Raw genomic sequence first — 12,332 nt, 5'->3', positions numbered from 1 at the left:
TTTTCAGTATTTATATATCTTAACATACCGGACTTTTTTGATGCCTATCTACTTAACCGCTTGGAAAATATCCTCTTCCAGCTATACGATGCTGAATCAGATAATTTCCAGCACGGTGATCAGCTAACTTTAGAAGGTCTTATCCACATTGTCGGGCTTTTGAATGTGGGCAAGTCTACCCTGTTGGAAATTCTGATTTATCTCTTCGCTAAACAGGGCGATCGCTGTGGGTTGATGGTGAATGATGTTGCTACAGCAGTGCGCCTCGCTTCTTTGTTCTGCCACAAATTAGGAATTCCTGCTGCACCAGTGTTGGGTAGTAAACGCCAAGAGCAACTGGCAAAAGTCTACGAACCTATTCTCAAAAATGAGGGTAAGGAAATTACTAAGGGAGGGATGCACCCAGCTTGGCGTTGGTTCAGCCAAGTCTGCCCGCTTTTAGCTTTAGTGCAATCAGAAGATAAGTGGGAATTTGGTAATGAACCTTGTCACAAGCTTTATCAAAAAGTTCTTGTAGCTGATAATGATGATTCTGATGATGAAGACTGGCAGGAAAGTGATAAAAAATACACTTGTCCCTTGTATTACAAATGTCCACGTCACCATTTAGAACACGATATTGCTACAGCTTCAGTCTGGATTTTCACCCCTGCTAGTTTCATTCATACTCGTGTACCCCGCCAGGGATTTGAACAAGACTTGACCTTTGCTGAGGCTGTTTACCGAGAATGTAAATATCTATTTGTTGACGAAGCCGATCGCGTGCAGATTCAGTTTGATGAAGAGTTTGCCCCTGATGAAGTTTTAGTCGATGCTTCTGAAAACTCTTTTTTAAATAAACTCGGACTTAACCAGTCCACGATTTACAATTCCGATCGCGGTGATATGGCAGGCGATCGCTTTGTTGCTTGGACAAGCGCACATTACCATACCCAAAATGCTACTAACCGCATCTATCACCTACTCCTCACCCACTCTAAATTAGTTGCATGGTTGGGGCCACTTCCCTTTACAGGCCGTTCTCTATTTGCTCGGATTATCCGTGACTTGGTTGATCCACCTGAGATTACTGTCTCAGCGAAACCGAAACTAACTCGCCAACAAATCATGGAAGAACGGCGTAAACGCATCATTGAAGCAGACTTGGCTCCCACAGAGCAACGTCGCCGCCGCAAACAAATGATGGATCAACTAGATGGATTTTTACAACATCCGCTCAATCCCCGTCGTGGTGGTGAACTTTCAGGTTTGGCGTTGACAATACTAACTGCGGAAGATGACCGTCAAGCCTTAGCTGAAATTGCTCCTTGGTGCAAAAGATGGATAGAAATCCATAATCTTTCCCTACCAGATCAGACTCAATTTGAGGAACTAACCCGAAATCTCCAGTTTGCGATTTTAGTCACCATACTCGATAACCGGCTGGGTTTTATAGTTGATAATCTGAGCGACCTCGGTCGGGTAATTAACTTGCACGACTCAAGCCAAGACCTTTTACATCGCCCACCGGATGACTTTCTCCCAGTTTTACCAGAATCGCCAGTGGGAAATATTCTAGGTTTTTTGTATAAGCAAGAACGTAGTGCTAAAAAAGCTGGCAAGTTGGACTATTTCCGCTATGTGGGTGTAGGCCGTGCGTTACTGTTAAATTTCCCAAGACTGTTTGCAGTTGATGATTGGGAGGGGCCGCATACTGTTCTGATATCAGGTACTAGCTACGCTCCGGGTTCGCCAGCCTATCACATCAACATAAAACCCACTGTATTGTTGCAATCTAGAACTGGCGAGGCAGGTATAGCTGAAAGTCAATTTTTCTTTAGTCCCAAACAGAATCCGCAAGCCAACTATATTGCTTTATCAGGATTACCACCTGCAAAACGTAAACTTGCTGCTAAAGAAATGGTCGAGGCTATGTGCTACTCGGTAAGAGGTGGAGAGAGTTTTCTAGATGGGGTATTTCAGGATTTAGCACAGCGAAAACAACAGCAACCTGAATGGTGGAGCGATCGCGATCGCATTTTGATTGTTGTGGGTAGTTACGATGAATCGGAGTGGGTCACGTCTATCTTACAATCGCGCTACCGTTTCGACGTAAATATCAACGATGACGGTATTGCCACCCTCCGCCGTGACAATGCTCCTACTCATCTTCATGGGATTCTGCGAAGCGAAATCAGGAATTTACAACATTTACCTACCCAAATTGTAGTTGCTCCTTTGATGGCTTTAGAGCGGGGTCACAACATCTTGAATGCTCAAGGTAAAGCTGCATTTGGTGCAGTGCTGTTCCTCAACAGACCTATGCCAGTACCTGATAACTGGCAATCTACTGTTCAGCAACTCAACGCTTGGGCGCTGAAACATGAAAAAGACTCCACACTTTATGAAGAAGCTCAATCAATATCGATGAACCTAACCCTGACTCAGGTTGCAGATATCTTCTACCAGAATGCTGTGGCCGAAATGGTCAATCTGAACTACACAGCATGGGCTTTCAAGCAATTAACACAAGACGAGCGATCGGTACTTTGCTGGACTCAGTTAGTGAGTATCTGGCAAATTATTGGGCGTTTGGTGCGTGGTGGAGTACCAGCAGTAGTCCATTTTATAGATGTGAAATTTGCCCCAAATTCAGCCATTGGCGAACAAGACAGTGAAAGTACTTCACTTTTGGTTGCCATCATCAAGGTGCTGGAACCCTATGTAGAAGGTGAGGATGTGCTGGCGCGATCGCTCTATGGAGCTTTTTTAAATGCGTTGAAACAAATAAGAGAAAGAAACTTAAACTATGACTAAAACTATTCTTCCTGGTGCTTGGGAACTTACTGCAACGAATCCAACATGCAAACTCTCTGCAATGTATGTTCCTACTGCATGGCGACAAGTTGCCAACAACCTTGCTCAACAGCGTGCCAAACTCCAAGGTAAAAGTTATCGGGCTGTACCAGTTTATTCCCTCGATCCCCTGGTAGTTGGTAGTTTTCCCAAAATTATTAAGACTTTGCGTAATGGCTGGCAAAAAGACAATGTACCTTGGTTGTTAGCAACAGAAACCACAAACATTTCTGACTTAGGTAACTTGATCAAAGATTGGTTGATAGAAGAATTTAGTACCTTAGAGGATGTTGAGTCACAACTTGCAAATCTCAATAATGATGATTGGCGATGGGAAGATTCACAAACCTATGAATTACTCTATCCTCAAAACAAAGTCGAAACAAACAACCTTTACCAAGCAATTCCAGATTACCTTGCCAAGGAGTTTCTCAAAAACCCAAGAGTTTACTTTGGTGTTGATGAGCAGTATGAACTGACATTTTACCGAGTAGTCAGCCTCCAAGGTGCTGAGTTGATGTCATGGCCTCCCAGCGAAATTACGGTAACTAAAGGAAAGGAAACAACAGAAACAGCATACATCTCATTTGTCATTGAGTTTGTTTTGCAAACAGTTCCCTGGCGCGAAAAACCTATTGTCTATCATCAGTTATCAATTCGACGTTGGCTGACTAAACCTTTGAATTATGTACCTTATCCAGGTGTAAAAGCTCATATTGGTGATAACCGTCGGTGGTTAGATGGTCAACGCCAAGCCTTTTGCTTTATTCCACTGATGATGAACCGTTACAGAAAGGAAGTGAAATGGCCTCAAGCCATCAGCAATCTTTTTTCTCTCAATGACTCTCAACTTCCTGACGCAAATAATTTCGTTTCTAACCCAAATCATAACTGGTCAGGTATTAACCTTAGAGGATGACAAGACAACTCTAAGGCTATCAGTACTAAAGATCCAGTGGAATCGTCAGCCTCTGAGGATTCCAATTTTTAACAACGAAGCTACCTTTCAGATTTTGCAACAATATTAAATCGTTGGCTGTTAACCGCAAAGATTGGTAACAATAGGAAGAAGCACAACGTTTTCCTAAAAACTGTTTTTCAATATGAGCAATACCAGTAATTTTCGTGAAGCTATCCGTGAGGCTAAATCTCACGCCCTTGTTGGCCCTAACGTGATTGCCAACGCCCTCCCCTACGTCGGTGGTGGTTTGGTGCTAACGGCATTAGGAACCTACGGCGGTTTGGGAGTTATCCGTACTAACCCTGGAATCTTCTTTCCTACCTTCATTGGTGCGGTGATTGTAGAGTTAATTTTATTCTTTGTTGCCCAAAATGTTGCCCAAAAAGGTAATAAGGGGCTTGCACTACCCCTGTTGGCAACCTACAGCCTCTTGTCTGGATATACCCTCAGTGGCTTGGTGTATGTAGCCTTGAGATCCCAAGGTGTTGGCATTCAAGGCATTGGGTTGGCTGCCCTTGGTTGTGGCATCACTTTTATTGCTGCCCGTCAAATTGGTTCAAATCTTTCTGAACAAGATGGCATGGCTTTGACAAAAACCATCAATCTCGGCGTTATCGCCTTGGTGGTTGTGTGTCTTGCCCAATTCGGTTTTGCCATGTTTGGTGTTTACACGCCAAATTGGTTAGAAATTGCCATCTCCGGTTTAGGAGTATTTCTGTTTGTTGGGGTTTCTGTTGTCGATTTCTACATCTTGCCCCGCACTTACAGCGATGACCAATATCTGCCTGCTGCTTTGTCGATGTACTTAACTTACATCAACTTGTTCGTCTTTATCTTGCGGTTGCTAATTGCCATCAATGGCCGCGATTAATGGTCTGTAGACACTAACAAAAGTCAAGTTTTATAAAGTAAAAACCGTGGTTAAATTTTTATAACCCACGGTTTTTTCATCGTTTTAATAGTATAATATATAGATGAATTAAGCCTCAAGTGAGCAAAACTATGCTTGAACTCTTAAATATCAAAATTGAAGTAGAAAGGTTGTCTAATATCTTGACCAAGGCTGAAGGCTGTCTTTGACCTCCCAGAACTGAGTGCAAGAATTGAAGAGTTGAATCAATTGATTTCTCAAGCTACTTTCTGGGATAATTCTGCCAGTTTTTATCAGATACTTCAAGAAATTGATTTCCTCAAGGCTACAAAGAAACAATATCAGCGATCGCACTTCATTCTAGAAGATATTAAGGCTGCAATAGAACTACTAGAATTATCTGCTGATGAGGAATTGTTGCTGGAGGCGCAAACCAACCTTACCCAACTCCAGCAAGAACTTGAAACAATAGAAATACAACAATTACTGTCCAACCCCCACGACCAAAAAGGTGTATTTCTCACTATTACTGCTGGGGTTGGTGGTGCAGATGCTCAATATTGGGCATATATGCTGCTACGAATGTACTTTAAATGGGCAGAAAGCCACAGTTACAAAATCCTTTTAGTGGAAGAATCTTGCGGGGATTTAGCTGGGATTAAATCTGCCTCCTTGGAAATTATCGGTCGTTATGCATACGGCTACCTCAAATCAGAAATAGGCACACATCAACTAGAACAGATATCGCCCTTCGATGTTATTAACAGCTTGCACACGAGTTTAGCTAGTGTAGAAGTTATCTCAATATTGGGTGAGTCCGTTGAGTGTGAGATTCCAGAGAAGGATTTGGAAATTACTTGGCCTCGCTATCGAGGGAATGTCAACCGAACAGAAACATGGGTAAAGATGGTTCACATTCCTACCGGGATTAGTGTATTTTGTAACCAACAGCGTAGTCTGATGCAAAACAAAGAGAAAGCCTTAGCTATTCTCAAGAGTAAACTGTTTGCGATGCCTACGGCTGGCTACGCCTACGCACTAGCCCAAGGTGTCCAGATTGACAAAATTCAACGCCGACAGATAAAACCTCTATCCAACAAGCTCATCCGTGAATATATTTTGCATCCTTACACCAACGTGAAAGATTTACGTACCAATGTAGAAACACTTGCTGCGACAGAGGTTTTGAACGGTAAAATTGATTTGTTTATCAAAGCCTATCTGCAACAGCTAAATCATACTACTTCAGTAGGTAAAGAACCGCTTGATAATTTCAAGTCACTTTTGTAACTTATATAAGTAGTGTAGAAAAAATTTGCCCAACTACAGCTAAAATCAAGAAACATAAGTAGAATAAAGAGCAATTTTCCAATTTAAAGCGCTCTATCTCTCATTACAGCAAGCACTATGGAAGTTTTAGAACTCAAACGCGAAATCGAAACGTTGTCTGGCCGCCTGGGTAAAACCCAGGACTATCTTTGACGTACCTGCACTGACAGCCAAAATTCAAGACCTCGAAAAAATATCAGCACAGCCAGAATTCTGGAATGACCAAACCCAGGCCCAACAAACGCTGCAAGAACTCAACGACCTGAAAGCCCACCTCCAGCAATACGATCGCTGGCACGCCAATCTAGAAGATACTAAGGCAGTTGTTGAATTGTTGGAGTTAGAAACTGATGAGGCGCTACTCCAAGAAGCAGAATCTACCATCACTAAACTGAATCGTGACCTAGATCAGTGGGAGTTACAACAGTTACTTTCGGGCCCCTATGATGCGGAAGGTGCTGTACTGACGATTAGTGCTGGTGCTGGTGGCACTGATGCTCAAGACTGGGCATTTATGCTGATGCGGATGTACACCCGTTGGGGCGAAGCTCACGGCTATAAGGTAACTTTGGCTGAAGAGTCGGAGGGTGATGAAGCCGGAATTAAATCGGCAACCCTAGAAATTACTGGTCGCTATGCTTACGGTTACTTGCGATCAGAAATGGGTACACATCGCTTAGTGCGGATTTCACCTTTTAATGCCAACGGTAAGCGACAAACCAGTTTTGCAGGGGTGGAAGTAATGCCACAGATTGATAACTCTGTGCAATTGGATATTCCAGATAAAGATTTGGAAATCACCACAACTCGTTCTGGTGGTAAAGGTGGGCAAAACGTCAACAAAGTAGAAACTGCGGTGCGGATTGTTCACCTTCCTACTGGTCTTGCCGTGCGCTGTACAGAAGAGCGATCGCAGCTGCAAAATAAAGAAAAAGCCCTAAATCGCCTCAAAGCAAAGCTGTTGGTCATAGCCAAAGAGCAACGCGCCCAAGAAATTGCCGAAATTCGGGGCGATATGGTGGAAGCCTCCTGGGGAAACCAAATCCGTAACTATGTATTTCACCCTTACCAAATGGTGAAGGATTTGCGTACAAATACAGAAACAACGGCGATTGGCGATGTGATGAATGGCGAAATTGATCCATTCATTCAAGCTTATCTGCGTCAAGAGAATAAATTAGTAGAAAACAGTCCCGCATAACTTGGGATTGTTTACAAGTGCTAAGTAATTATTTTTAATATTACTTAGCACTTGTTATTTATTTTTCTAAGATTGGCACAATTACATAGTATTCCTTCTTATTGGGGCGTTTTTAGATAAATTCCTGAGCAATATACAGGCGATCGCCACTCTATCCCAGACCAACTGTTACAGTTATAAAAGAGTCTGTGGACAAATAAATATGAGTAACTCTCCTTCAACAGAACCTCAACCTAGCTACGTAAAACTCGCCATGCGAAACATGGTGCGGAAGGGTGCAACTTCCCTGAAGCATTTTGCGTTGACTGCCGTAGGGCTTTTAGCTCTTCTTGTTGGTCTTGCTTACTTAACTCACTAAACTAGTCATTAGTCATTAGTCATTAATTATATTTAAAAGGACAGATGACCAATGACAAAGGACAGTCTTAGCGAAAAACCCTAAACCTCAGACTAGGAGACTTTGTGCCCCTGAGCGTTGAACTATATGTGGAGGATGATTTTTACGAGTTGTCCCCGACAACATCAGTAAAAATTGAGGACACCAATCCCCGAATTCCTCCTGAAACTTGGGAAAATTGGTTTAATCACTGGTTGGAAATACTTCACCCTCAAATTCCGCCAGCGCCAAGCTATGAAATCGGGCTGCGTTTGACAGATGACTTGCAAATTCAAGAACTGAATGCCCAGTATCGCCAACAAAATAAGCCTACAGACGTTTTAGCCTTTGCTGCTTTAGAGGTGGATTTTCCTCAGAGCAAAGAAATGCTTGCTTCTGTACCATTATACTTAGGTGATATTATTGTGTCTGTAAATACAGCACAGCGTCAAGCTCAACAGCAGGAACATAACTTACCAACTGAGCTAGCTTGGTTAGCTGCTCACGGTTTGTTACACCTCTTGGGCTGGGATCATCCTGATGAAGAAAGTTTGGGGCGAATGTTAAAACAGCAAGTGAGATTGCTGAACGCGGTAGGTATTGCTATTGACATGGAATAGCAGTATCTCGTGTATTCTTTAAGTGTTAATTTTGGGTAATACTTTTATAATACTTCTGTGGAAAATTCTTAAAGATTGCCTCAAAGTTAATTCTGCCATTTAAGATCGGCGAATATTCCCACTGTAGCAACTCTGTTCTTGTGTTTTTAAGTCTATGTCCCAAAAAATTTCTCCATCACCAACGCCCACCTCGTTACAAACACTGGTGTCTAACGAACGGGAATTCTCCTGGAAAGTAGCCTCTAATTTATTTGTTAGTTTTAAATATGCCTGGGCTGGAATCAGCTATAGTTTTCAAACTCAACGGAATTTTCGGATACACGTAAGTGTTTGTGCTTTAGCGATCGCTTTAAGCGTTTTTTTACATCTGCAAGCCGTGGAAATAGCGGTAATTGGTGTAACTAGTGGTTTAGTTTTGGCACTAGAGTTACTAAATACAGCGATCGAGTCCCTTGTGGACTTAACCGTTAAGCAGACATACCATGATTTGGCAAAAATTGCTAAAGATTGTGCGGCTGGTGCAGTCCTTGTCTCTGCTTTGGTAGCGGTGCTAGTAGCTGGTACGCTGATGCTCCCTCCTCTGGTAAAGTTAATTATATCGGCTTTGTAGACATGACTTGCGTAGGTGTAGTCCGTACAACGGCCACGCTCAGTGACCACCGCAGGTATCACCAAGTGAGGAGGTAAGAGGATCACACTCTATCCGATCCCTTTTGGAGAACACCTTATAAGCAATTCAAAATTCAAGTAATGCGATGTCTACGACGGGCTAGGCCAACGTGTCAAACATCCTGGGTGAAGGGTTACTTGGTAATCTTTAGGCGTCCATGCCAGCTTTATTTTTACACCTAGCGAACAAATAGCATGAGATATTTGTCTATGCTTTTTGCAACTGATGAGTGGTAAAAACCAGGAGTGATGAGCTTTGATTATAGTTATCGATAATTATGACAGTTTTACATATAATTTAGTGCAATATCTGGGAGAACTGGCAGCAGAATTCCCAGTGGCAGATGATATTAAAGTTTTTCGTAACGACAAGATATCCATAGATGAGATTCGAGCATTAAAGCCGGAAGCTGTGGTTATTTCTCCTGGGCCCGGTCGCCCGGAAGATGCCGGCATTTCCCTAGAGTTGATTAAACAGCTAGGTCAAGAGTTGCCAATCTTGGGTGTCTGTTTGGGACATCAAAGTATTGGTCAAGTATTCGGTGGTAAAATAATTTCTGCTCCAGAGTTGATGCATGGCAAAACCTCTCAAGTGTCTCACACTGGGGTGGGGGTTTTCCGGGGATTAGAAAATCCTTTAACTGCCACCAGATATCATAGTTTGGTGATAGAACGTGAGACTTGCCCAGATGTGTTAGAAATCACCGCTTGGGTTGAAGATAACACCATTATGGGAGTGCGGCACCGGAACTATCCTCATATTCAGGGTGTCCAGTTTCACCCAGAGAGTGTCCTGACATCTTCAGGAAAACAGTTATTGCGAAATTTTCTGGAACAGTTACAGTCGAGAGCATAATTAATGAAACGACGACAGTTGATGGGCTATGCTGGGGCGGGGTTGGTCACAGCTTTGGTTACTACCTCGGGTTCTGAATCTCAAGCTGACGCACAATCTAGCGGTTTATCAGTTCAGTGGTTGGGTCATACTTGCTTTCTTTTTACTGGTGGCGGTGCGAAAATTCTCGTCAATCCATTTCGGAGCATCGGCTGTACTGCCGGGTATCGTCCACCGAAAGTTGCAGCAGATTTGGTACTGATTAGCAGTCAACTGCTAGATGAAGGTGCTGTGGACGTACTACCGGGAAATGCAAAACTCATCTACGAACCAGGAGTTTACGAGTTCAAAGGCATTAAGTTCCAAGGAATTGCCATAGACCACGATCGCAAAGGTGGTAAGCAGTTTGGTTCAAATACTGCTTGGAGTTGGCAGCAAGGCGGAGTTAATATCCTCCACTTAGGCGGAGCCGCTGCACCTATTTCCATTGAGCAAAAAATCTTGATGGGGCGTCCCGATGTAGCATTGATTCCAGTGGGAGGCAGTGCAAAAGCCTACAATGCTGAGGAAGCAAAGCAGGCTGTGCAAATCTTAAATCCCAAGCTGGTGATTCCAACTCATTACCGCACACAGGCCGCTGATCCTGCTGCGTGCGATATTTCACCACTCGATAATTTTCTGACCGTGATGCAAGGTATGACAGTGCGGCGTAGCAATGGAGATAGTATTTCTATTAGCCCTAAAGATTTGCCGGAAAATAGCGTGATTCAGGTTTTAAGTTACAAGTTTTGAGGAGTAGGGGATGAGGGAGAATAACCAATGACGTGAACAAACTCATGCCCCGTTTACCAGAGTGCTGTAGTCCAAAGAGCTATCTGCAAAGATAAATTTCTCAAAGCCGGTTGTAGACAAGCTAATACCATTGAAACTGAAGTTGGCAGAGTTAAGGGGATTACCAGAAATAACACCAGATACCAGTAGTTCGGAACGATTGAAAGCGCCCAGATCGAGGGTATCAAAACCTTTACCGCCATCAACAGTTGCATTACCGAATCCTTTCAAGTAATCATTTCCTGTGGCGAGATCAATCTTGATATCGCCACCGATAGAGACTTTTTGTTGAACTCCACCGATGATACTGGTGGCTGTAATTTCATCATTTCCATCGCCAGTGTTGATGGTTCCTTCACCATAAATACCGTAGGCAGTACCACCAATTGTTGTTGTTGCCTGTCCGGTAAGCTTGTCACAACTATCCCCAGTATCAATCAGTCCATCGTTGAAGATGCCATAGGCTGTAGCGTTTTCTCCTAAGCTATTCCCATAACCGATAATCGTGTCTTTGTCCGACCCTGTAGTAATGGCGGCGTTTTTAATGTTCTGGATACCGGTTCCAGCACCGGTGCTTCCAGGACTGCTATTAATCTTGCCGCCGTTGCCAGTGCCAGTGATCGTGTCGTTTCCTGAGCCTGTATTAATACTGCCACTGTTATTGATACCAGTTCCAGTACCGCCATAGCTTCCGAAGTCGGAATTGCCACCACTGCCGCCAGTACCTATACCAGTAATCGTGTCTTCTCCGTCTTGGGTATCCAGTTCCTTAGTGTTATTGATACCAGTTCCACTACCGCCGAAGACGCCGGAATAGCCACCGTTGCCAGTGCCAGCGATCGTGTCTTTTCCTAAGCCTGTATTAATACTGCCACTGTTATTTATACCAGTTCCAGTACCGCCGTTGCCAGTGCCAGTGATCGTGTCTTCTCCTGAGCCTGTATTCAGACTGCCACTGTTATTGATACCAGTTCCAGTACCGTCACTTTCGCCATCACTGCCGCCAGTACCTATACCAGTAATCGTGTCTTCTCCGTCTTGGGTATCCAGTTCCTTAGTGTTATTGATACCAGTTCCACTACCGCCGAAGACGCCGGAATTGCCACCGTTGCCAGTGCCAGCGATCGTGTCTTTTCCTGAGCCTGTATTAATAGTGCCACTGTTATTTATACCAGTTCCACTACCGCCATATACGGGGTTGGCATAGTCGTTGCCGGCGTCGCCGCCGTTGCCTGTGCCAGTGAGCGTGTCGTTTCCTGAGCCTGTATTCAGACTGGCACTATTAGCGATGCCAGTGCCACTACCACTGGTGCCGCTCTTGCTAAAGATGTTGTTGCCGATGCTGCCGCCGTTGCCGCCGTTGCCTGTGCCAATGATATTGTCGTTTTCTTTCTCTGTATTCAGATTGCCACTATTAGCGATGCCAGTGCCAGTACCGCCGTTGCCGCCGTCGCCGTCGAAGCCGTCGAAGCCGTTAGTGCCGTTTCCTGTGCCCTGAATGGTGTCCTTTCCTGAGCCTGTATCAATTAAACCTTTGCTTAAAATCTCAATTCCAATTGCCAAAGGTGCATTTAACTCTTCCCCTACTATTGTGTCTGCACTGCTGGTGCCGATGAAATTGGGTGGAACGCTTAGTCTAGACATAGTTAAAATTCTCTTTTATTAAATTAATAACGTCGTGAGACACAAACCCAAATAATCAATTGCCTTATTACAATACCCTCGCCAAAATTACAGTTTTAGAGATGGATAAAAAGCTAAACGTCATAGACAGCAAGGGTTTCAGTCTTTTAAATTGAGGTTT

General features: G+C 43.7%; 11 protein-coding genes. 10 read left to right on the top strand and 1 reads right to left on the bottom strand.

Translation table 11 applies throughout. The features are described 5' to 3' along the window. The 10 genes from VB740_RS26145 to VB740_RS26100 all read left to right on the top strand — a co-directional run. Positions 1 to 2,796, top strand: a 2,796-nt coding sequence (locus tag VB740_RS26145) for a hypothetical protein (protein ID WP_323202777.1), incomplete at its 5' end; no start/stop codon positions are given. Further along, positions 2,789 to 3,754 carry a pPIWI_RE module domain-containing protein gene (locus VB740_RS26140; protein ID WP_323202776.1) on the top strand — a complete coding sequence of 322 codons (966 nt, stop codon included), beginning with the start codon at positions 2,789 to 2,791 and terminating at the stop codon, positions 3,752 to 3,754. The genes VB740_RS26145 and VB740_RS26140, both read left to right, overlap by 8 nt. A 184-nt stretch (positions 3,755 to 3,938) precedes the next feature. After that, the gene (locus tag VB740_RS26135; protein ID WP_323202775.1) at positions 3,939 to 4,667 is read left to right on the top strand and encodes a Bax inhibitor-1 family protein; all 729 of its coding nucleotides are present in this window, start codon (positions 3,939 to 3,941) and stop codon (positions 4,665 to 4,667) included. 131 nt (positions 4,668 to 4,798) lie between these two features. Then, a protein-coding gene (locus tag VB740_RS26130) for a PCRF domain-containing protein (RefSeq protein WP_323202774.1) occupies positions 4,799 to 5,957 on the top strand; the annotation gives its coding sequence in 2 pieces (ribosomal slippage) (positions 4,799 to 4,873 and positions 4,875 to 5,957; 1,158 coding nt in all). A 117-nt stretch (positions 5,958 to 6,074) separates the two neighbouring features. Beyond that, a protein-coding gene (gene prfB / locus VB740_RS26125; RefSeq protein ID WP_323202773.1) for a peptide chain release factor 2 occupies positions 6,075 to 7,197 on the top strand; the annotation gives its coding sequence in 2 pieces (ribosomal slippage) (positions 6,075 to 6,146 and positions 6,148 to 7,197; 1,122 coding nt in all). A 202-nt stretch (positions 7,198 to 7,399) separates the two neighbouring features. Next, positions 7,400 to 7,555, top strand: coding sequence for a DUF3285 domain-containing protein (locus VB740_RS26120; RefSeq protein WP_012408076.1), 156 nt, complete (start codon positions 7,400 to 7,402; stop codon positions 7,553 to 7,555). Between the two features lie 110 nt (positions 7,556 to 7,665). Beyond that, the gene (gene ybeY / locus VB740_RS26115) at positions 7,666 to 8,193 is read left to right on the top strand and encodes an rRNA maturation RNase YbeY (protein ID WP_323202778.1); all 528 of its coding nucleotides are present in this window, start codon (positions 7,666 to 7,668) and stop codon (positions 8,191 to 8,193) included. Positions 8,194 to 8,347: 154 nt separating this feature from the next. Then, entirely contained in the window at positions 8,348 to 8,803 is a 456-nt protein-coding gene (locus tag VB740_RS26110) for a diacylglycerol kinase family protein (RefSeq protein WP_323202772.1), read from the top strand. Positions 8,804 to 9,118: 315 nt separating this feature from the next. Further along, positions 9,119 to 9,718, top strand: a complete 600-nt coding sequence (locus VB740_RS26105; RefSeq protein WP_323202771.1) for an aminodeoxychorismate/anthranilate synthase component II — start codon at positions 9,119 to 9,121, stop codon at positions 9,716 to 9,718. 3 nt (positions 9,719 to 9,721) lie between these two features. Further along, a complete protein-coding gene (locus VB740_RS26100; RefSeq protein ID WP_323202770.1) occupies positions 9,722 to 10,489 on the top strand; it encodes an MBL fold metallo-hydrolase in 768 nt (255 codons plus the stop codon). A 42-nt stretch (positions 10,490 to 10,531) separates the two neighbouring features. Here VB740_RS26100 and VB740_RS26095 read toward each other — a convergent pair whose 3' ends face one another. Next, on the bottom strand, positions 10,532 to 12,172 hold the full coding sequence (locus tag VB740_RS26095) for a hypothetical protein (RefSeq protein WP_323202769.1): 1,641 nt from the start codon (positions 12,170 to 12,172) through the stop codon (positions 10,532 to 10,534). Positions 12,173 to 12,332 lie beyond the last annotated feature (160 nt).

This window comes from Nostoc sp. UHCC 0251 (assembly GCF_034932245.1).
Taxonomy (GTDB): domain Bacteria; phylum Cyanobacteriota; class Cyanobacteriia; order Cyanobacteriales; family Nostocaceae; genus Nostoc.
This window is presented reverse-complemented; position numbering and strand designations above follow the sequence as displayed.

What these genes read in the sequence shown, in the direction of transcription:
- VB740_RS26140 (WP_323202776.1), top strand. Translation starts at nt 2,789, where the DNA reads ATGACTAAAACTATTCTTCCTGGTGCTTGGGAACTTACTGCAACGAAT.
- VB740_RS26135 (WP_323202775.1), top strand. Translation starts at nt 3,939, where the DNA reads ATGAGCAATACCAGTAATTTTCGTGAAGCTATCCGTGAGGCTAAATCT.
- VB740_RS26120 (WP_012408076.1), top strand. Translation starts at nt 7,400, where the DNA reads ATGAGTAACTCTCCTTCAACAGAACCTCAACCTAGCTACGTAAAACTC.
- VB740_RS26110 (WP_323202772.1), top strand. Translation starts at nt 8,348, where the DNA reads ATGTCCCAAAAAATTTCTCCATCACCAACGCCCACCTCGTTACAAACA.
- VB740_RS26100 (WP_323202770.1), top strand. Translation starts at nt 9,722, where the DNA reads ATGAAACGACGACAGTTGATGGGCTATGCTGGGGCGGGGTTGGTCACA.
- VB740_RS26095 (WP_323202769.1), bottom strand. Translation starts at nt 12,172, where the DNA reads ATGTCTAGACTAAGCGTTCCACCCAATTTCATCGGCACCAGCAGTGCA.